Source organism: Actinomadura sp. NPDC000600 (genome assembly GCF_040492135.1).
In the GTDB taxonomy this organism is placed as follows: domain Bacteria; phylum Actinomycetota; class Actinomycetes; order Streptosporangiales; family Streptosporangiaceae; genus Spirillospora.
In genome coordinates this window covers 217,811-237,090 of record NZ_JBEUPD010000005.1, presented here as the reverse complement: position 1 = coordinate 237,090, position 19,280 = coordinate 217,811, and the positions used below count along the sequence as shown (strand labels likewise).

The 19,280-nt window shown below is 71.9% G+C and carries 21 protein-coding genes; 9 read left to right on the top strand and 12 right to left on the bottom strand.

The genetic code is table 11. The annotated features are described in order from the left end of the window. Window positions 1-41: 41 nt before the first annotated feature. Window positions 42-1,454, top strand: a complete 1,413-nt coding sequence (locus tag ABWI07_RS10095) for an MFS transporter (RefSeq protein ID WP_353818328.1) — start codon at window positions 42-44, stop codon at window positions 1,452-1,454. A 74-nt stretch (window positions 1,455-1,528) separates the two neighbouring features. Here ABWI07_RS10095 and ABWI07_RS10090 read toward each other — a convergent pair whose 3' ends face one another. Both ABWI07_RS10090 and ABWI07_RS10085 read right to left on the bottom strand, forming a co-directional pair. Then, window positions 1,529-2,137, bottom strand: a complete 609-nt coding sequence (locus ABWI07_RS10090) for a TetR/AcrR family transcriptional regulator (RefSeq protein WP_353818327.1) — start codon at window positions 2,135-2,137, stop codon at window positions 1,529-1,531. Window positions 2,138-2,146: 9 nt separating this feature from the next. Beyond that, the gene (locus ABWI07_RS10085) at window positions 2,147-2,950 is read right to left on the bottom strand and encodes an IclR family transcriptional regulator (RefSeq protein WP_353818326.1); all 804 of its coding nucleotides are present in this window, start codon (window positions 2,948-2,950) and stop codon (window positions 2,147-2,149) included. A gap of 209 nt (window positions 2,951-3,159) precedes the next feature. Between ABWI07_RS10085 and ABWI07_RS10080 the strand changes: the two genes are divergently transcribed. Further along, entirely contained in the window at window positions 3,160-4,383 is a 1,224-nt protein-coding gene (locus tag ABWI07_RS10080; RefSeq protein ID WP_353818325.1) for an NAD(P)/FAD-dependent oxidoreductase, read from the top strand. A 99-nt stretch (window positions 4,384-4,482) separates the two neighbouring features. Here ABWI07_RS10080 and hcaB read toward each other — a convergent pair whose 3' ends face one another. From hcaB to ABWI07_RS10055, 5 genes are read right to left on the bottom strand one after another with little or no spacing between them, the layout of a single operon-like run. Beyond that, window positions 4,483-5,292 (bottom strand): 3-(cis-5,6-dihydroxycyclohexa-1,3-dien-1-yl)propanoate dehydrogenase, encoded by an 810-nt coding sequence (gene hcaB, locus ABWI07_RS10075; RefSeq protein ID WP_353818324.1) that lies wholly within the window; start codon window positions 5,290-5,292, stop codon window positions 4,483-4,485. Window position 5,293: 1 nt separating this feature from the next. Beyond that, complete coding sequence (locus ABWI07_RS10070) at window positions 5,294-5,680, bottom strand: non-heme iron oxygenase ferredoxin subunit (RefSeq protein ID WP_353818323.1); 387 nt, start codon at window positions 5,678-5,680, stop codon at window positions 5,294-5,296. Further along, window positions 5,677-6,273: an aromatic-ring-hydroxylating dioxygenase subunit beta gene (locus ABWI07_RS10065; RefSeq protein ID WP_353818322.1), complete on the bottom strand. Its 597-nt coding sequence runs from the start codon at window positions 6,271-6,273 to the stop codon at window positions 5,677-5,679. The genes ABWI07_RS10070 and ABWI07_RS10065 overlap by 4 nt, the downstream gene beginning before the upstream one ends. Then, window positions 6,270-7,592 (bottom strand): aromatic ring-hydroxylating dioxygenase subunit alpha, encoded by a 1,323-nt coding sequence (locus ABWI07_RS10060; RefSeq protein WP_353818321.1) that lies wholly within the window; start codon window positions 7,590-7,592, stop codon window positions 6,270-6,272. The genes ABWI07_RS10065 and ABWI07_RS10060 overlap by 4 nt, the downstream gene beginning before the upstream one ends. Then, window positions 7,589-8,497: a VOC family protein gene (locus tag ABWI07_RS10055; RefSeq protein WP_353818320.1), complete on the bottom strand. Its 909-nt coding sequence runs from the start codon at window positions 8,495-8,497 to the stop codon at window positions 7,589-7,591. Before ABWI07_RS10055 ends, ABWI07_RS10060 begins: the two co-directional genes overlap by 4 nt. 154 nt (window positions 8,498-8,651) lie before the next feature. On the opposite strand from ABWI07_RS10055, the gene ABWI07_RS10050 reads away from it, so the two are divergent. Then, window positions 8,652-9,503, top strand: a complete 852-nt coding sequence (locus ABWI07_RS10050; RefSeq protein ID WP_353818319.1) for an alpha/beta fold hydrolase — start codon at window positions 8,652-8,654, stop codon at window positions 9,501-9,503. A gap of 39 nt (window positions 9,504-9,542) precedes the next feature. Here ABWI07_RS10050 and ABWI07_RS10045 read toward each other — a convergent pair whose 3' ends face one another. The 4 genes from ABWI07_RS10045 to ABWI07_RS10030 form a co-directional block, all read right to left on the bottom strand. Next, window positions 9,543-10,211, bottom strand: coding sequence for a DNA alkylation repair protein (locus ABWI07_RS10045; protein WP_353818318.1), 669 nt, complete (start codon window positions 10,209-10,211; stop codon window positions 9,543-9,545). Window positions 10,212-10,270: 59 nt separating this feature from the next. After that, window positions 10,271-11,410 carry a CapA family protein gene (locus tag ABWI07_RS10040; RefSeq protein WP_353818317.1) on the bottom strand — a complete coding sequence of 380 codons (1,140 nt, stop codon included), beginning with the start codon at window positions 11,408-11,410 and terminating at the stop codon, window positions 10,271-10,273. A gap of 282 nt (window positions 11,411-11,692) precedes the next feature. Then, window positions 11,693-12,238 (bottom strand): hypothetical protein, encoded by a 546-nt coding sequence (locus ABWI07_RS10035; RefSeq protein ID WP_353818316.1) that lies wholly within the window; start codon window positions 12,236-12,238, stop codon window positions 11,693-11,695. 28 nt (window positions 12,239-12,266) lie between these two features. Continuing rightward, on the bottom strand, window positions 12,267-13,412 hold the full coding sequence (locus tag ABWI07_RS10030; protein WP_353818315.1) for an FAD-dependent monooxygenase: 1,146 nt from the start codon (window positions 13,410-13,412) through the stop codon (window positions 12,267-12,269). A 71-nt stretch (window positions 13,413-13,483) separates the two neighbouring features. Between ABWI07_RS10030 and ABWI07_RS10025 the strand changes: the two genes are divergently transcribed. The 3 genes from ABWI07_RS10025 to ABWI07_RS10015 all read left to right on the top strand — a co-directional run bounded on the left by ABWI07_RS10025 (window position 13,484) and on the right by ABWI07_RS10015 (window position 15,837). Next, on the top strand, window positions 13,484-14,041 hold the full coding sequence (locus ABWI07_RS10025; RefSeq protein ID WP_353818314.1) for a TetR/AcrR family transcriptional regulator: 558 nt from the start codon (window positions 13,484-13,486) through the stop codon (window positions 14,039-14,041). Window positions 14,042-14,108: 67 nt separating this feature from the next. Then, complete coding sequence (locus ABWI07_RS10020; protein ID WP_353818313.1) at window positions 14,109-14,918, top strand: alpha/beta fold hydrolase; 810 nt, start codon at window positions 14,109-14,111, stop codon at window positions 14,916-14,918. A 37-nt stretch (window positions 14,919-14,955) separates the two neighbouring features. Further along, window positions 14,956-15,837 (top strand): helix-turn-helix domain-containing protein, encoded by an 882-nt coding sequence (locus tag ABWI07_RS10015; RefSeq protein WP_353818312.1) that lies wholly within the window; start codon window positions 14,956-14,958, stop codon window positions 15,835-15,837. Between the two features lie 4 nt (window positions 15,838-15,841). On the opposite strand, the gene ABWI07_RS10010 is transcribed toward ABWI07_RS10015, so the two are convergent. Continuing rightward, the gene (locus ABWI07_RS10010; RefSeq protein WP_353818311.1) at window positions 15,842-16,240 is read right to left on the bottom strand and encodes an aldo/keto reductase; all 399 of its coding nucleotides are present in this window, start codon (window positions 16,238-16,240) and stop codon (window positions 15,842-15,844) included. A 252-nt stretch (window positions 16,241-16,492) separates the two neighbouring features. Between ABWI07_RS10010 and ABWI07_RS10005 the strand changes: the two genes are divergently transcribed. Genes ABWI07_RS10005 through ABWI07_RS09995 form a run of 3 tightly spaced genes read left to right on the top strand, consistent with a single transcriptional unit; the run spans window position 16,493 to window position 19,256 of the window. Continuing rightward, complete coding sequence (locus ABWI07_RS10005) at window positions 16,493-17,341, top strand: peptidoglycan-binding domain-containing protein (protein WP_149261353.1); 849 nt, start codon at window positions 16,493-16,495, stop codon at window positions 17,339-17,341. A gap of 41 nt (window positions 17,342-17,382) precedes the next feature. Beyond that, window positions 17,383-18,273, top strand: coding sequence for a peptidase inhibitor family I36 protein (locus ABWI07_RS10000; RefSeq protein ID WP_149261352.1), 891 nt, complete (start codon window positions 17,383-17,385; stop codon window positions 18,271-18,273). Window positions 18,274-18,308: 35 nt separating this feature from the next. After that, the gene (locus tag ABWI07_RS09995) at window positions 18,309-19,256 is read left to right on the top strand and encodes a SpoIID/LytB domain-containing protein (protein WP_353818310.1); all 948 of its coding nucleotides are present in this window, start codon (window positions 18,309-18,311) and stop codon (window positions 19,254-19,256) included. Window positions 19,257-19,280 lie beyond the last annotated feature (24 nt).

The window sequence follows — 19,280 nt, the reverse complement described above, 5'->3', positions numbered from 1 at the left end:
AATATTCTTATGATGATTATCTATTTGGGGTCTCGGATGCCATGAGCCCGTGCCCGGCACCGCCCCCGGCCGAGGACCCCGGAGCCCCCTTCGGCTGGCGGTTCTCGGCGCCGCTGATCCTGGGCGCGACCCTCAACCCGGTGAACAGCTCGATCGTCGCCACCGCGCTCGTCCCCATCGCGACGGCCATGGACTCGTCGGTCGGCCGGGCGGCCATCCTGGTGACCGTCCTGTACGTGGCCAGCGCGGTGGCGCAGCCCGCCATGGGACGGTTCGCGGACCTGCTCGGACCGCGGCGCCTGTTCCTCGCGGGCGGCCTGCTCGTGGCGGCCGGCGGCGCGGTGGGCGCCCTCGCCCCGAACATGGCGGCGCTCCTGGCCGCACGCGTCCTGCTCGGAGTCGGCACCTCGGCCGCCTTCCCGACGGCGATGCTCATGATCCGCCGACGCGCCGACGCCGCGGGCACCCCGGCCGGCGGCACGCTCGGCGCGCTCGTGCTCGCCAGTCAGGTCACCGTGCTGCTCGGGCTCCCCCTCGGCGGGCTCCTCGTCAGCCTCGCCGGCTGGCGCGCCACCTTCTGGATCAACATTCCCCTGGCGCTGGCGGTGTTCGCCATGGCCGCCCGCTGGTCGCCCGCGGACGGTCCCGTGCCGGACCGTGGCGTGCGCCGGATCGTCGCGGACCTCGACGTCCTCGGCATGGTGCTCTTCGGCGGCATGCTCTGCCTCCTGGTCGCGTTCCTCGCCGACCCGCACCCGGAACGCTGGCCATGGGCGGCCGCCTCCGCCGGGCTGGGCGCGGGGCTCCTGTGGTGGGAGCCGAGGGCCCGGCGCCCCTTCATCGACGTGCGGTCACTCCTCGGCAACACGAGCCTCACCCTCACCTACGCGAGGACCGCCGGCACGATGCTCGTCGCGTACTGCGTGATGTACGGGCTCACCCAGTGGCTCCAGGAGGACCGGGGCCTGTCGGCGACGCTGACGGGGATGCTCATCGTGCCGATGAGCGCGGCCGGCGCCCTCGTCACCCGTCCCGTCTCGAAGCGCGGCCTGGTCAGGGGGCCGCTCACCGCGAGCGCCGCCCTGGCCCTCGCCGTCGCGGCGGCCATCAGGTTCACCGGCGGCGGCACGCCGCTGGTGCTGGTCGTCGCCCTCACGACCGTGGTGGGGGTGGCGATCGGGCTCGCGACGGTCGGCAACCAGGCCGCCGTCTTCGTCCAGGCCGGCCCCCAGGAGACCGGTATCGCCGCGGGGCTGCTGAGGACCTCCGGCTACGTGGGCGCGATCGCCTCCGGCAGCCTGGTCGGCCTGGTGTTCCGGGACGGCACGGACGACGCGGGCCTGCACCGCATCGGGGACGTGCTCATCGGAGTGACCGCCCTCGTCCTCGTCCTCACGCTCCTGGACCGCAGGCTGCCGCGCGAACTCCGGTCCGGGACGGCCGGACCCCGCTGAGGCCCGCCGGACGGGAGGCGGCCGCACGGCAGGCGCGCGGTGGACGGTGATCGGGCTCACGGCGGGACCGGCGTTCACTCCGGGCCGCCGGAGGCGGCGCGGTCGCGGATCGATGCCAGCACGAGCCGGTGCAGGTCCCGCATTCCGGCCCTGATGCCGTCCTCGGAGTGGCCGGCGGTGGCCACGACGCCCGTGGTGTACACGATGTTGAGGGCCGCGAGCTCCCTGGCGCAGGCGGCCGCGTCGGCGACGCCGTAAGCGCGGGCCACCGGCTCGATGAACTCGGCCATGAGGGACAGGCCGCGCTGGTCGACCTCGCGCATGATCGCCTGCGCCTCGTCGTTGCCGTCGTCGTGCAGGCGCAGCGAGGTGAACAGCCGGAACAGCGCCCGGCGCTCGGCGACGAGGTCGGCGGCCGTCCCGTAGTAGGCGGCGAGGCGCTCGCCGGGCGGGCCCGACGGCTCGTCGGCCGCCGGCAGGCCGGCGAAGAACTCCTCGTTGCCGCGGATGAGCACCGCCCGCAGCACTCCGGCCTTGCTGCCGAAATGGTGGTAGACCGAACCGACGGGGGCACCGGATGCGGCGCAGATCTGGCTGATGGTCACGCTCGCGTAGCCTCGCGCCCCGAACAGCCGCTCCGCCGCGTCGATGACCTGGTCACGGGTGCCCTGCGGGTGGACCATGCCGGGAGCCTAACCGACCCTCGCCGCGTCGCCGGGGGTGGCGAGCCGCGCCATCGCCGGCGATCTGGAGATCGCCGCGGCGGCCTGGCGGAGCGGGCCGACCAGCACCTGGCCGCTGCCCGCGGAGGCCGGGAAGGCCACCGAGAGGGCCGCGACGGCGCGGTCGTGGACCAGCACCGGAACCGCCACGCATGCCAGCCCGTCCGCGGACTCCTCGCGGTCGACCGCGAAGCCGGCCGCCCTGATGCCGTCCATCTGGCGGCGCACCTGCTCCGCCGACGCCAGCGACGCGGCCGTCCGGCGGCGCAGCGGCTCGGTGAGGGCGACCGCGGCGCTCCCGCCTCCGGAGAAGGCCAGCAGCGCCTTGCCGACCGCGGTGCAGTGCGCCGGGAACCGGGCGCCGACCGCCGCCGGCGTGGGGACGGACTTGCGGCTGAGCAGCTTCGCCAGGTAGACGACGTCGGCGCCCCGCAGGACCGCCAGGTGCAGGGTCTGCCCGGTGTACCGGTGCAGCTCCTCCAGGTGGACGAGCGCCGCCTCGCGCAGCGCGGCCTCCGGCGGCAGCGTCCCCAGCGTGAACATGCGGAGGCCGACGCGGTACCCGCCTTCGGTCTGCTCCACGGCACCGATCTCGACCAGCATGGCCAGCACCCGGTGCGCGGTGGACTTCGGCAGGCCGCTGCAGCGCGCGATCTGGGCCAGGGTCAGTACCCGGTTCCGATGGCTGAACGCGCCGAGGACGGCGAACGCCTTCCAGAGCACGGACGGCGCGCCCCCGGCCGACGACTGGTCGATCACGAGTCGACCTCCCACGGTGAGCTGCTAGAACGAGCGCTCTAGAACAGGTATTCCAGATGGTAGGCCGCGAGATCCGGTCCGCGCAACGACCCGTTTCCGCAGCGGAGCGGCCTTTCGCGCGAGGCGTCCCGGTGTCCGGAACGTCCCGGCGCCGCCGCCGAACGTCGGCCGTAGCCTCACCGCACATCCGTCCGGCGCGGCGGCGAGCTCGTTCTGGAGGTCCAGTGGCGGCCCGGGAGCATTACCTCATCGTGGGCGGCAGCGCGGCCGGGGTCGCCGCCGCTTTCGCCCTGCGGCGAAGCGGCTTCGACGGACGGGTGACCGTCGTGGAGGCGGGCGCGGAACCGCCCTACGAGCGCCCTCCCCTGTCCAAGGGGCTCGGCGCCGGAGGGGCCGTGCCGCTCCGGCCCATCGCGCCCGCCGAGGACTACCGGACGGCGGAGGTCGACCTGCGCCTGCGGAACCGGGTGGACAGGCTCGATCCGGCGCGGCGCACGGTACGACTCCGCGACGGGAGCACGCTGCGCGCCGACCGGGTCCTGCTCGCCACCGGCGCGTCCGCGCGACGGCTCACCGTCCCGGGCGGCGGTCTGAACGGTGTCATGACCCTGCGGGACGCCGACGACGCGCGGCGGCTGGCGGCGGCGATCGGCACCGGCGGACCGGTCGTCGTCGTCGGCGGCGGGTTCATCGGCATGGAGGTCGCCGCCGCCGCGCGCGCGGCCGGATGCGACGTCACCGTGGTGGAGGCGTCCGCGCTGCCACTGGCGGGCGCACTGGGGCGGCCGCTCGCCGAGCTGGTCACGGCCTTGCACCGCGAACACGGGGTGCACGTGCGCACCGGCGCGTCGGCGGAGGCGTTCCACGGCTCCGGGACGGTGGATGAGGTGCTGCTGTCCTCAGGGGCGCGGCTACCCGCCGCCGCCGTCGTCACGGGGGTGGGCGTCGTCCCCAATGACACGCTCGCGACCGGCGCCGGAGTCCGTTGCCAGGGCGGCATCGTCGTCGACCTTCAAGGCCGGACGTCGCACCCGTGGATATGGGCGGCCGGTGACGTCACCGTGCAACCGCACCCGCACCTGGCGAGGGCCGGGCGCATCGAGCACTGGGACAACGCCCTGCGGCAGGGCGACGTGGTGGGCGCCGCCATGGCCGGCGGCCTGCGCGCCCATGACGGGCTGCCGTACTTCTGGTCCGAGCAGTACGGCCTGACCCTGCAAGTGTTCGGCAGGCCCCGCACGGGCGACGAGCTGCTGCTGCGCCCGGGCGCCGGCCCGCGGCGCTTCCTGGCGCTGTGGCGGCGCGGCGGAGCCGTCGTGGCCGCCGCAGGCCTGGACACCGTGCGGGACCTGGCCGCGGCCAGGAAGCTCATCGAGACCCGGGCCATGGTGTCCGCCGGGAAGCTGCTCGACCCGGAGGCCGACCTGCGCCTCCTCGCCCGGTCGTGAGCCGTTCCTGCGTCCGCGGCCGCCGTGGACGTCAGTGGGGGTGGGGACGCCGATGGCCGGCGGGGTAGCCGCCGGCCATCGGCAGATGCCGCCCGCGAGTCACCACTCGGTCGCGGGATTCGCCGGACGGGCCGGTGTACCGAAGCCGCTGACGTCGAACACGGTGCCCGTGACGGTCGCGGACTCCTGCCGTGCCGCGAGCAGGACGTAGGCGCCGACGTAGTCGGCCGGGCGCGCCGCCCGGTGCAGCGCGGAGTGCCGCCGGAGCAGCTCGTCGATGGGGACGGCGTCCGAGATGGAGGTGCGCTCCATGCCGAGCGCCTCCGGCCCTCGCAGATCGGTGGCCATGCCTCCGGGGGCGACTCCGTTGACGCGGATGTCGGGCGCCAGCTCGTACGCCAGTTGCCTCACCAGCCCCAGGCCCGCGTGCTTCGAGGCCACGTAGAGGGGCCCTCCGCCGGCGGGGTAGAGCGCCGCGTTCGACAGCGTGAAGATCATTGAGCCGCGGGACGCCGCCAGCGCCGGCCGCGCGGCCTTGGCGCCGAGGAGGTACGCCTTGACGTTCACCGCGAACAGCTCATCGAACCCGGTGGCCAGCGACGACGCGGGGGTGGCGGCCAGCGACCCGTTGAAGTCCCAGATCCCGGCGTTGCCGATGAAGGTGTCCAGCTTGCCGAACCGCCGGACGGCCAGCTCGCAGGCGCGTTCGTTGTCGGCGTGGTCGCGGACGTCACCCGTGAACGTGGTGACCGTCCCGCCGGCCCGTTCCTGGAGTTCCGCCAGCTTCGCCGCGGACTTGTCGACGGCCACGACCGAAGCGCCCTCCGCCGCGAACCGCTCGACGATGGCGAGACCCAGCCCGGAGCCCGCCCCGGTCACGACCACGGAGGTGTCCTTGAGCCAACCCATGTCAGCCCCCATTCCGTTCCAGGTAGTCATCCGGCAGCGCGGCGTACAGGTCCTCGCCCACGACCGCCACCTGATGCACTCTGACCGGCGCCGTCGCCGGAGGGGCGACGACGGCGCCGGTGCGCAGCGAGAACTTGGCGCAGTGCAGGGCGCATTCCACGACGCCGTCCTCGGCCCAGCCACCGGCCAGGGAGTAGTCCTGGTGGGTGCAGGTGTCGTCGACGCAGAAGAACTCGGCGCCCTGCCGGAACGCCGCGACCGGGGGCACCGTCTCGATCCGGCGTCCCTCGTCGTCCGGCACCTCTCGGGTCCGGCAGAGGCGCACCCACCGCCTCCCGCGCACCGCCGGCAGGTCCACCGACCCGCCGGTGCCGATCTCGGCGGTCACAGGAAGATGCTGATGCTCGGGGCCAGCAGAGTGGCCTGCTCCAGCACGATCTTGCGGTCGGCGATGACGAACGGGTAGCCCGTCGCCTCCCGGTCGGCGGGCCGGAGCACGTCGAACCGCTCGCCGACGAACCAGTCCTCATGGCGTTCCAGCCGGCTCCGGTAGACGTAGAAGTTGCTGGTGACGTCCAGCTCTCCGCCGTCCCGGGGACGGACCCGCACGTTGGTGATCAGCCGGCGCGTGCGCGACGGCGGTTCCTCGGACCAGGACATCCCCGATGTCAGCTGGCGGATCCGGCCGCGCAGCATGGTCAGATCGTCCTCGGCGAACGCCGACTCGCCGAGCGCGGCCACCTGGAGGTCGCGCTCGCGGATGGGACGGGTCATCCGGGTGGGCATCCAGTACAGGACGTCCTCGGCGAACAGCGCGACCCACTCTTCGAAGCGGTGCTGGTCGAGCAGCTCCGCCTCGGCGTAAAGGAACTGCTCCACCTCGTGCTGGACGTGCACGTCCGTGCCGCGGTACGCCGTCCTTCCGCGGCCGTCCGGGGTCGCCGCCGTGTCCGGGGCCGCTTCCGGGACCTGTGCGTTCATGCGGGCCGCACCTCCTCCGCCTCGCGGCGCTCGTCGAGTTCGCGGATCCGCTCCCAGGACAGCCCGCGCACCAGGTCGCTCCACCGCTGGTAGAAGCCGCGCGCCGCCGTCTCGGCATAGACATGGTTGGTCTTTCCGGGCAGGCCGTGCACGTCGCGCTCCTCGTGCCCCAGGCCCATCTGGACGTTGAACGGGACGCTCCGGGCCTTCCAGCCGCGCAGCACCCGCTGGATCTCGCTCCAGTTCTCGCCGTCGTCGGTCTCGAACACGCCGGCCGGGCTGAAGGTGCGCTGGTTCCCCTGGCGGATGGCGTCCTTCACCTCGTCCGGGGCGTCCCTGGGCACGAAGGTCCAGGCCCATACCTCGATCTGCCCGGGACCGCGCGGGTGCCAGACGCGCATCGTGGCGGCCTGCCCCAGCCAGGAGAAGTTGGGGAAGATCGTGTTGTGCGCCCACACCTTGTGCGCGCGCTCGGCGCCGATGCGGCGGAAGACCTCCTCCTTGTTCGCCGCCAGCCATTCGGTGTACACCGGCCCGAACGTCGGCTCGGGAATCGGGAAGACCGGCAGCCAGTTGCCGCCCGAGCCGTGCCCGTCGCCCGCGAACTGCCGTCCGGGCGCCTCGTAGGGCGGGAAGACCTGGAAGGCCGGGTCCTCGGTGAGCGCGAGCATCGCCGACGCATGTGCGATCGGCGCGTGGTACATGTCGCTGGCGAACTGCTCGGAGGCGAACTTCCAGTTGCAGTCGATGACCCACCTGCTGGTGCCCGGGACGAGTTCCAGCCCGCCGTCCCACCGGTCGACGACCGCGTCGAAGTAGAAGGCCATGTCGCCGAGGTAGTCGGCGAACTCCGGCGTGGACTCGGACCAGCAGCCGAAGTAGAAGCCCTTGTGGTTCGCGATCCGGGGGACCTTGTGCGCGCTCCAGCGGGCCTTGTCGATCTCCCCGTGGTACCCGGCGTCCTCGGCGGGGACGTTGATCAGGTCGCCGCCGAGGTCGTAGGCCCAGCCGTGGTAGCTGCAGGTGAAGGTCTTGGCCGTGCCCGCGTCGGCGCGGCAGATCCGCATCCCGCGGTGCCGGCACTGGTTCAGGAACGCCTTGACCGATCCGTCGCGCTGCCGCACGACCAGCACCGGGTCCTCGGCCATGTAGGTCTGGACGAAGCTGCCCGGCTTGGGCAGCTGGCTGTCGTGGGCCAGGAACAGCCAGCTGCGGCCGAACACGTTCTCCAGTTCCAGCTGGTACAGCTCGGGGTCGGAGTAGATGGCCGGTGGGACGATCCCGTCGCGGATCCCGGCGATGCCGTCAAGGTCGATCACGAGGTCACCTTCCCGGTGGTGGAGTCCGCGCCGGGCACGGCCGAGGCGTCGAAGTGGTGCCCCCACACGCTCGGGGCGTCGTAGTGGGCCACCGTCCAGTCGGCGTCGTCGACCAGCCGGCCGTTGCAGCCGTACTCGACAGCGAACCCGGACGGGGTCACCACGTAGAAGGAGGTCATGCGGTCGTTGGTGTGCTCGCCGAGGCTCATCTGGATCGGGTGGCCGCCGGCCGTGGCGAGGTCGAGGGCGCGGCCGACGGCCGCCAGCGAGTCGACTTCGAGCATCAGGTGCCCCAGCCCGGGCGGCGGCCCGGGGATCGAGGCGAAGGCGATGCTGTGGTGCCGGGGGTTGCAGTGCAGGAAGTAGCCGTCCTCCGGGCCGAGCGCGATCGTGTCGGACAGCCTGAACCCGAGGCCGTCCTGGTAGAACCGCGCGGCGGCGGCGCTGCCGTCGCTCAGCATGAAGACGTGCCCGAGCCCGAGGTCGCCGCACACGAACCGGACTCCGCGCGGGGAGACGAACGGCGCCTTGCTCATCTCGGCGCCGACGAACAACTCGATCCGGTTGCCGTCGGGATCCCGGAAGGCCACCGCGCGCCGGACCCCCCGGGCCTCCGCCAGCCCGTCGTCCTCGGTGACGGTGACGCCCCGTGCCGCCAGGCGGCTGACGACCGCCTCGAGATCCTCCTCGTCGGCCGCCTCGAAACCCAGGGCGACCAGCGCGTCCGGGCCGGGAGGGCCGTCCTGGACCTCGATGCGCCACGCGCGCTCATCGGTGCGGAACCGGACGGGGCCCGCCCCGCCGCCGTCCGCCGGCTGTGCTCCGAGGATCTGGGTGCCGAACTCGCGCCATCGGTCGAGCGGGCCGCGGGCCACCAGATACCCCAGCGCTGACACTCTGCTCATCAGTGCCTCCGTTGTGGTGTTCGCCGCAGTGTGAGATCCCGGCAACGCCGCCGCACGGATCCGTTCCGGCGAACGGAACGCCATCCGGCGTGTTCACCGACGGTCCATTAGGAAATGGGGCCCCGGCACCAATATTTCGAAAGAGGGTCGAACCATGACCGGCACGGCGACCGAGGCTCCCGCGGAGCGCTTCATCGACCTGGAGAAGTTCCGCGTCCACTACTGGGAGGCGGGGACCGGGCATCCCGTGGTCCTCCTGCACGGCAGCGGCCCCGGGGCCACCGGGCTGACGAACTTCGGCCCCAACATCGGCCCCCTCGCCCGCCGGTTCCGCGTCCTCGCGATCGACATGCCGGGCTGGGGTGACAGCGACACGCAGACGGCGGAGACCGGATACGACCATGTCGGGGTGCTCGTCGAGTTCCTGGACGCCCTGGGCGTCGGGAAGGCCGCACTGGTCGGCAACTCCATGGGCGGCATGACGTCGATCGAAGCCGCCGCGCGGCACCCGGACCGGATCTCGCACCTCGTCACCATGGGCGTCCCGGCCCCCGTCCACCTCGTCTTCTCACCCGGCGACGGCCCGACGGAAGGGCTGGCGGTGCTCTTCCACGCATACCGGGACCCGAGTCCCGCCAGCATGAGGCGGCTCGTCGAGGTGATGGTCTACGACACCTCGTTCGCCACCGACGAGCTCGCCGAAGCCCGGTCCCGCGCAGCCCTGGACAAGCCGGAGCATCTCGCGAGCTGGAACGACCGGATCGACGCCCAGCAGGGGTTCCCGTACTTCTCGCTGGGAACGCGGGTCCGGGGCATCACCGCGCCGACCCTGCTGATCCACGGACGGGACGACCGCGTCGTCTCCTACGAGAACAGCCTGCACCTCGTCTCGCTCATCCCGGACAGCCGCCTCGTCCTGCTCAACCGCTGCGGCCACTGGGCCCAGATCGAGCACGCGGCCGAGTTCAACCGCACCGTGGAGGCGTTCATCGCCGCCACCGGCTGACTCCGCCCCCGGGACGTCCCCGGCGGGCGGCGTGGTCGATCACTGCTGCTTTCGACTCACCATTTCGGTGATCCAGATGGGGGCGAACGGGGACGTGCAGTTCGGGGGCGTCGGGTAGTCCTTCAGGACCTGGAGGCGTTCGCCGATGTCGATGGCGCGGGCGCGGTGGTCGGCGTGCTCGATCCCGATCTGGGCGAGGCAGGTGTTCATCGCCCACTGCAGGCGGTCGGGGGCGTCCCGCATCTCGGCCTCGATGACGTCTAGCAGAGCCGCGAGGTCGAGGCCCTCGGGCTTCTTCGCCACGCGTTCGGCGGTGAGCGCCCAGCCGGCGCTCGCGACCACCGGGTCCGGGTCGGCGGACCAGGCCAGGCGCAGCTCCTCGCAGTGCGGGTTCTTCTTCACCACGTAGCTCACGAGCCAGTCGTGCACCTTGGGCGTGCGCGCCTCGCGCAGCATGGCGTCCAGCTCGTCGCGCTCGAACGCCTTCGGGCGGCAGATCAGGAGCGCCAGCAGTCTCGCCGCGCTGTCGTCGGTTCCCCAGAGCCCGCACGCGAGTTCGTGCTGCGTCTTCAGCCGCTTCGCGAGCGCGCGCAGCTTGCCGAGGTTCACGCCGTGGTCGTCGCCGTGCCGCTCGTTCACCTCGCGGATCTTCGGGTCCTGGAGCCCGGCCAACTCCGCCATCACCCCGGCCACCGTCGCCTCGGTCATCCGGCCTCCCGTCCGTCCCGGGTGCCCCTCACCCTACGACGCGAGGCCGCGGCAAGGGCTCAGCGTCTCCCGGGGCGTTGGAGCTTCACCGAGGTGACCTGGTCCGAAGCGTCGGGGACCTTGAATCCGAGGCTGCGGACGACTCTCGTCGTGTCGTCGATGGCCGCCTGGTCGGCCGAGTCGCCGCGGACCAGGGTCCGGAGCCTGATGGGCGGGCCGGGCGCGACGAGGGTGGGGACGAAGGAGGGCTTCTCCTTCCACCGCCGTTCGCGGGCGTCCCACGTGAAGGCGACCAGGGCGACGAGCCCTTCGTGGGTGGCCTGGATGTTCGCGACCGGATTGGCGACCTGGTTGCCCATCCCGTAGACGACCCATTTGCCGTTGATCCGCTCGAAAGGCTGAACGACGTGCGCGTGGTCGCCGAGGATCAGGTCGACATCGCGGGAGCGCAGCAGCGTCGCCGCAAGGCGCCGCTGCTCGGGGGTCGCCTCGTGCTGGTACTCCTCGCCCCAGTGGAGGCTGACCATGACGATGTCGGCACCGGACCGCTTGGCGCGGGCCGCGTCCGCGAGGATCCTGGCCGGGTCCAGCCCGTCGTTCACCAGCCAGGGCTTGCCGGACGGCTTCGGTATGCCGTTGGTGCCGTACGTGTAGGAGAGGTGCGCGACCTTGACGCCCTTCACGTCCAGGAGGTTGGTCTTCTTCGCCTCCGCCGCGCTGCGGGCCGTGCCGGCGTGCCTGACGCCCGCCTTGTCCAGGGCGTCGAGCGTGCGGCGCACCCCTGGTTCGCCCTGGTCGATGGAGTGGTTGGACGCGGTGGAGCAGGAGTCGTAGCCGAGCCCGCGGATCGCGTCCACGATCTGCGGCGGCGAGTTGAACGCCGGATAGCCGGAGAAGGGTCCCGACCGCCTGGCCAGGGGGGTCTCGACGTGGCAGATCCCCAGGTCCGCTCGACTGATCACGGGATTGAGCCGGGCGAGCATCGGCATGAAGTCGTATCCGCCCCGCTTTCTGCCGCGAGCGTCGGAGGCCGCCTGGTCGATCAGGATCCGGTGCAGCAGAAAGTCGCCGGTGGCCGCGACCGTGAATTGTGCGGTTTTAGGGTGATTCGACTTGGTCGCCCGCTGGAGTGTCGCGGGCCGGCGCTCATCGCCGTCGCATCCCGAGAGCGCGGCCAGCCCCAGCACGCCGACCAGCAAGGCGCTCGCCGCGGCCCGACCGGCACTGGGCCGCCGACCGATAGCCGATTTCCGGGTTGATATCGACATTCGCATAGTTGCTGTATCAACAGCTCACGTCGCCCGAAACGGGCATTTACCGTAAGAACGATCATCGCTGGTGATGTTTTGTCGAGATCATGTAGATCGGATGCGAAGGCGCGTGTTGCCGGGATGATGACGCGCGACGATTCGGAATGGACGATTTCCGAACTAGTGTTCTTATGGCCTTTCAGGTTCCTTGTCATGCCTGGCAGCCGGGGCTCACGGCGTGCGGGAGAGCGCCGCGATGAAGGGCTCCCGCACCGCGGGGTCGCAGTGGGCGGCTTCCAGGACGGCCTTCTCGGCGTCCGGGTCGGGCCCTGCCGGATGGTCCTGGCCGGGCCCGCACGCCATCGGCATGTCGGTCCGGCCGTCCCACGGGGGATCGCCGGGGAAGGTGACGTCGATGACCACGTCCCGACCGTCGCGGCGAAGGAGCAGGTATCGGTGGACGTCGGTCAGCCCCTCCTCGGGCACCGCGGCCGCCGGCACGGAGCCGTACCGCCTGCGCGCCAGCTCCCGATCGACGCGGTAGACCCGATGCACGAGGCGGGGGTCATGCTCCGGCCAACGCTCACGGACCAGCTTCGCCAGCAGGGCGTGCTTGGTGGAGCAGGTGCCCGTCCATTCGGACAGGACGCCCTCCGGGGAGCGGTCGCGGGGACGGCCGTAACGGATGCGCTGGACCGCCCGGACGACGTCTTCGAGACGGGCGTCGGCGGGCAGGCCGGCGCGCTGCAGGAATCCGCGGAGCAATGGCGACGTCATAGAACCGGTCCTCGGGTGGGCAGAGCGGTCACGGGGACGTGCTTTCCGGCGGGGACCAGCGGTAGAGCTGGTCCGCCTGGCGAAGGACCGCGGTGGGGCCGAGCCTGCCTCCCAGCCACACCATCGCGTTGCGCGCCGCGACCGGCACGGCACCCGAAAGGGCGGTGAGACGGGCGATCTGGAGGGAGCGGCGCATCACCGCGGTGGTGCGCGGAAGCCTCGCCGCGGTGTAGGCGGGCAGCCCTCCCCCGCCCGCCGACACCTCGTGGGCCAGCACGACCGCGTCCTCGACGGCCTGGCAGGCGCCCTGCCCGAGGTTCGGCGTCATCGGGTGGGCGGCGTCGCCCAGCAGCGCCACCCTGCCGCGGTGGAAGGACGGCAGCGGGCGTCCCATCGCGTAGAGATCATTGCGGATCAGACGGTCCGGGGACAGTGATGCCAGCAGCGCCGGGATCGGGTCGTGCCAGTCCCCGAACAGCCGGAGCAGTTCGGCGCGCTCGTCCTGGGCGCGGACACCCTCCGGGGCCTTCGCCGTGGCGTAGACGTAGGCGAGCCCGCCCGCCAGCCGGGTCATGCCGAACACGCGGCCGCGTCCCCAAGCCTCGCTTCCCGCGACGTCCCCCACGGATTCGGAGGTGACGGCCCGCCACGCGGTCAGCCCCGTGTACCGGACGGGGGACGGCCCCGGAAAGAGCACCGACCGGGCGGACGAGTGGATGCCGTCCGCCGCGACGACCAGGTCCGCCCGTTCCTCCCCCTCCCCGGTGACCACGATGCCGTCGTCCGGCGACACCGACCTGACCGTCGATCCCAACCTGAGGGTGCCCTCGGGCAGCCGTTCCGCCAGCAGATCGACGAGCGCGCTGCGCATGAGCACCACCGTCGGGTCGCCGAAGCGCGCGACCAGGGCCTCGGCACTCGTACGGCTCAGCCAAGCGCCGCCCGCCGTGCGCAGGCCGCCGTCCCCCTGCATCACCGCGAGCTCCCGCACCGCGTCACCCGCCCCTATCGTGTCGAGCGCGCGCAGGGCGTTGGGCCCGAGCGCGAGGCCGGACCCGATCGGCTCCAACGAGGGAGCCCGCTCGTGCAGGGTGACCGTCCACCCCTTCCCGCTCAGGGCCACCGCGGCCGTCAGCCCGCCGATCCCGCCCCCGACCACGATCGCGTTCGCCATCGCCGACCCCCTTCACTACATCTATAGTGCCACTACATTCATAGTGTGCACTACATGAGTAGTCTGACGTGGTGCTCACCACCCGGGCGACGCTCGTCGCCGAAGCCGCCATCACCCTGCTCGCCGAGCGCGGCATGCGCGGCCTCACCCACCGCGCCGTCGACGAGGCGGCCGGGCTCCCTCCCGGCTCCACGTCCAACGTCGCCCGGAGCCGCGCCGCACTCCTCGAACTCGCCCTCGTCCACCTCACCGAACTGGAGAAGCGCGGCCTCGCCGGCCTCGGCCCGCAGCAGGGCGGCCTCGCCGAGGCGCTGGCGCGCTTCCTGCACGGCGCCCTGCACGAGGACCGGCGCCGCACGCTGGCCCGGTACGAACTGGCGCTCGAAGCCACCCGCCGGCCGGAGCTGCGCGCGATCTACGACGCGATCGGACGCGACTTCCGCCGTGCCGCCGTCTCGCTCATGGCCGCGGCCGGCTCGACCGACCCCGACCGGCACGGGCACGCCCTCGTCGCCTTCATGGAAGGCGTGATGTTCGACGCCATCGCGGGCGCGGGACGCGAACCCGCCCTGGACGACCTCCGCCTCACCGTCCGCGAGTACCTGACCGGCGTCCTCCCTCCGGACTGAGCGCACCGCCGCTCGACCGGAACATTTGTCCAAGACCGGCGGGCGGTCGGCCGTGCATGGTCGGTGCATGAGTGAAGTCGATGTCGAGCGCTCGCATGGGATGCACGTGGTCCACGACGGGCCGCGGCAGGCGCCGCCGCTGCTGCTCCTCCACGGGTCGGGAGCCTCGGGCGCCACGTGGAACCCCATGGTCCCGGCGCTCGCCGGCCGCCACCACGTCGTCCGGGTCGACCTCCCCGGCTGCGGGCAGTCCCCGCCCGCGCCGTCGTACGACGTTCCCGACCAGGCGGACCGCGTCGCCGCCCTGCTGGACGACCTCGGGCTGAGGGGCGCCGCCGTGGCCGGGCACTCCAGCGGCGGCTACGTCGCCACCGCGCTCGCCGAACGGCGGCCCGACCTCGTGGGCTCGCTCGTACTGATCAGCAGCGGTCCGAGTCTCGACGCGTTCCTCCGGCAGCCGCTCCTCCTCCGGGTCCTGCTGTCCCCGCCGCTCGGCCCGGTCCTGTGGGCGAGGCGCTCGGACGCGATGATCCGCCGCGGGATCGCCGCGACGGCCGCGCACCCGGTGGACGTCCCGGACGACCTGGTCACCGGCGTACAAGCCATCACCTACCGCTCGATGAGGACGGTCCTGCGCCGAAACACCGCCTACGTCGCCGAGCGGAGCGTCCCCGAGCGCCTCGCCGCCCTGGAGGTGCCCGTGCTGGTGGTCTTCGGCGCCGCCGACCCCCGCTGGGATCCCTCGTCGGCGCGCCGGTACGAAGCGGTACCGAACGCGCGGGTCGAGATGCTGCCGGACGTCGGGCACCTGCCCCCTCTCGAAGCGCCCGAGGCGACCGGCGAGCTGCTGCTGGACTTCACGGCCGCGGTCCGCTGACCCGATGGCCTGCGAGCCCCCGACCTAGACTGGTCACGTGCTGCCGACCGGGACGTCCCCCGACTGGGCGGAGGTGGACATCGCCGTCCCGCGCCCGCCGGTCCGGCTGCCGGGGGTCGCCATGGCGGGGTTCCGCCAGCGCCTCCCCGCGCCCGTCGACATCGCCATGGTCGCGCACCCGTCCGTCACCCTCCTCCTCGACCTGAGCGACGGGGAGGGCATCGTCCACGGCGTCCATGGCCGGCGCCGGCACGGCAGCTTCGTCGCCGGGCTCCATCCCGCCGGCCTCCGGGTGGGCGGCCGGGTCGGCGAGTGCCTCCAGATCCGGCTGGGCCCGGTCGCGGCGGCCGCGGTCCTAGGAGCATCGGCCGAGCTCACCGGGACGGTGGTGCCTTTCAGGGACGTCTGGGGCCACGACGCCGACCGAGCGGAGGACAGGCTGCGCGCCGCCGCGACATGGGACGAGCGGTTCGCGATCGCGGCGGAGATCCTCGGCCGCCGGCCGGCCCCCCGCCCGCCGGTCGATCCCGAGGTGGCCCACATCTGGCGGCGGACGCTCACCGGCCAGGGACGGGTACGGGTCGAGGGCCTGGCGGACGAGGTCGGCTGGAGCCGCAAGCGCCTCTGGTCGCGCTTCCGGGCCCAACTCGGCATCACGCCCAAGCGCGCCGCCCGCCTCGTGCGCTTCGACCACGCCGCCCACCTCCTCGCGGCGGGCCGCGCCCCGGTCGACGTCGCCGCCGAGTGCGGCTACGTCGACCAGTCCCACCTCCACCGCGAGGTCAGGACGTTCACCGACCTGACCCCCGCAGGCGTGGCCACCGCCCCCTGGCTCGCCATCGACGACACAGCCTGGCCGCCACCGACACCGCCCCGCCTCCCCGTGGACGGCCGGCAACGCGCCCTTCGGCCGCGCTGAAGGATCAGCGGGTTCGGGAGAGGGTGTCGATGGCGGCGATGTCCTCTTTGGTGAGGGTCAGGGCTTCCAGGTCGAAGTTGGCGGCTATGTGTTCGCGGCGGGACGACCTCGGGAGGATCACGATGTCGTGTTCCAGGTGCCAGCGGAGGACGACCTGGGCGGGCGTGGCGCCGTGCCGCCGGGCGATCCCGGTGAGGACCGGATCGCGCAGGTCGGTGTTCTTCAGGCCGCTGTAGCCCTCCACGACGATCCCCCGGCGGCGGTGCTCGTCCAGCAGGGCCGGGTCGTGCTGCGCCGGGCTCCACGAGATCTGGTTGACCGCCGGCTGCCGACCGGTGGCCTCGGTCAGCAGACCGATCAGCGGCAGCGCGGTGCCACCGGGCAGGTCCACAGTCCGAGTCATGTACCGCATTCTGCCCGCGCTCGCCCCGCCGGTCGCCGACGCGGCCGTGTCAGCCGCTCCGAACACGGCTCGATGTGGGCGTCCGGACGTGTTGTTCGGCGGTGTCTCGGCTGTCAGATCTTGTGTACGCCTGTACGGAAATGCCTGGCGAACAGGCTGACAACACCGATCTTCTTGTGGACAGGTGAGCGGCCGGGTGACGGTGGTCCCCGCCGCGGGCTTCGCCCCGAGCTCCCCCCACCAGGAGACCCGATGAAGCTTCCTTCCTATGCCGCCACCTTCGTGACGGCGACCCTGCTCACCTCGCTCACGGGAACGGCCGTCACGGCCGCCGCCGCCCAGAGGGACGGCGCCGCGGCCCTTCCGAGCGTGAACATGGAGGCCGCCGTCAAGGCCGCCCAGATCGACCCGCGGCGGGCCGACGACACGCTGACCCCCGGCGCGAAGGCGAGCGTGCTGCTCGTCGAGCAGGCGCTCCGCGACCGGCACCTGCTCGACGCGAAGTGGGTGGACGGCTACTTCGGCACCACGACGATCGCGGCCTATGCGAAGTACCAGAAGTCGCTCGGCTACAGCGGTCTCGGCGCCAACGGGCTGCCGGGCAAGGCGTCGCTCACCAAGCTCGGAGCCGACCGCTTCACGGTCAGCCGGCCCATCGGACCGGGCTCCCGGGTGTCCAGCGGCGGCGTCGTGATCAACACCCGGACGCAGAGCATGCTCGCCGAGGCGAAACGGCTGGCCGGCCGGAACCTCGTGCTGGACCAGGGCTCCTACAACCCCGGCGGCGACCCCACGTCCGCGGGCACCCATGACGGCGGCGGGGTCGTCGACATCTCGGTGAAGGGGATGACCTCCGCCACCCGCACCTCGGTCGCCCGCGCGCTGCGCCAGGTCGGCTTCGCGGCATGGGTGCGCAGCCCCGCCCAGGGCGACTGGCCGTGGCACATCCACGCCGTCGCCATCAACGACACCGACCTCTCGACCCAGGCCCAGCACCAGGTCGGTGACTACTACCTCGGCCTGAACGGGCTCTCCGGCCGCGGCCCGGACGACGGCCCGAAGGTGACCATCCGCACCTGGGAGGAGTACCAGCGCCGCTGATCGATCCGTCAATCGTGTTACGCACACGCAAGGAGAACAGCATGAACACGCTCAACAAGGTCCTCACCGCGACGGCGACCGCCGCCGTCGCGCTCGGCGGGACGGCGGCGCTCGTCGTATCGCCCGCCTCGGCCGCGAGCCGCAACGGCGTCTGCGAGAGCGGCGAGTTCTGCTACTACTACAACAGCAACAACGCGGGGTCGGTCTCGGACTTCACCGGCTCGGTCGCCGACTACGGCACCACCCAGCCCTCCTGCTACGACTTCAAGGGCGCGGGCAACGGCAAGGGCAAGTGCGTCAAGAACAACGCCGCGTCGGTCTGGAACCGCAGCACCAAGACCGTCCGCGTCTACTACAACAGCAACTACGGCGGCACGTACCAGGACTTCAAGGCGGGAGCCAAGGGCAACCTGAACTCCAGCCTGAAGAACCAGAACGCCTCCCACCAGTTCTCGCCGTCGTCGCGCACGAACATGTCCTACGCGCTGTACAAGGCGAGCGGCGGCCGGATCACCTGCGGCTTCGACGGCTACACCAGCACCCCCGGCCGGCACGAGGGCATCGACATCGCCCGCAGCGTCGGCTCCGACGTGCACGCCCTGGTCAGCGGTAAGATCACCTACATCGCGCGCGGTGCCACCGGCAGCTCGGGCCTGTCCACGATCGCCGTCTACAACGCCTCGGCGAACAAGACGGTCATCTACCTGCACACCGCTCCGCGGTCGTCGCTGAGCGTGGGCCAGTCGATCAGCAAGGGACAGATCATCGCCGACGAGTCGTGGCACGGCGTGTCGTCCAGCTCGGGCGCGCACACCCACGTCGAGATGCGGCCCGGCAAGCAGACGCACGCGTCCAAGAGCGTGAACGACCCGGTCCTCGACAACCCGAACCCGACCTCGTTCTGGAACTCCCAGGGCTACAACGTCCGATAGAGCGCTGCGGCCTCCACCAGTAGAGGAAGACGACTGTGTCGACACGAACCGTGCGGCTGATCTCGCGGGCCACCGCGGCGACCGCCGCGATGGCGCTCGGCGGAGCGGCCCTCGTCTCGGCGTCCGCGCCCGCCTCCGCGGCGGGACGCGACGGCGTCTGCGACAGCGGCGAGTTCTGCTACTACTTCAACAGCAACAACGCGGGGTCGGTCTCGGACTTCACCGGCTCGGTGGCCGACTACGGCACCGCCCAGCCCTCCTGCTACGACTTCAAAGGGTCGGGCAACGGGAAGGGCAAGTGCGTGAAGAACCAGGCCGCGTCGGTCTGGAACCGCAGCACCAAGACCGTCCGCGTCTACTACAACAGCAACTACGGCGGCACGTACCAGGACTTCAAGGCGGGAGCCAAGGGCAACCTGAACTCCAGCCTGAAGAACCAGAACGCCTCGCACAAGTTCCTGAGCTCCACGCCGCCCACCGGATGCAAGACGGACGGCACCGACAGCAAGCTCCCCTCGACGATCCTGGTGTACCGGGTGTCCCTCGGCCGGGTGGACCGGGTGTCGTTCAAGACCTACGTCAAGAACGTCCTGCCCAACGAGTGGGTGTCGAGCTGGCCCGGCGAGTCGCTGAAGGCCGGCGCGATGGCCGTCAAGAGCTACGGCTGGTACTGGGCGCTGCACTCGACGCGCAAGACGTCGGGCGGCCAGTGCTTCGACGTCTACGACACCACGTCGAGCCAGGTGTACAAGCCCGGATCGGCGAAGGCGTCCACGAGCTCCGCCGTGGACGCGACGTGGGGCAAGCGGATGACCCGCGGCGGAAAGATCCTGGAAGCCCACTACTGCTCGACGACCACGGCGTGCGGCGGTTGGGTGAACGGGGACTGGATGTCGCAGTACGGCTCCCGTGACAAGGCCAACGCGGGGCAGAGCTACTCCACCATCCTCAAGGCCTACTACAGCGGGATCAGCATCTCCTGATCCCGCTCCCCCGGACCCTGGTTC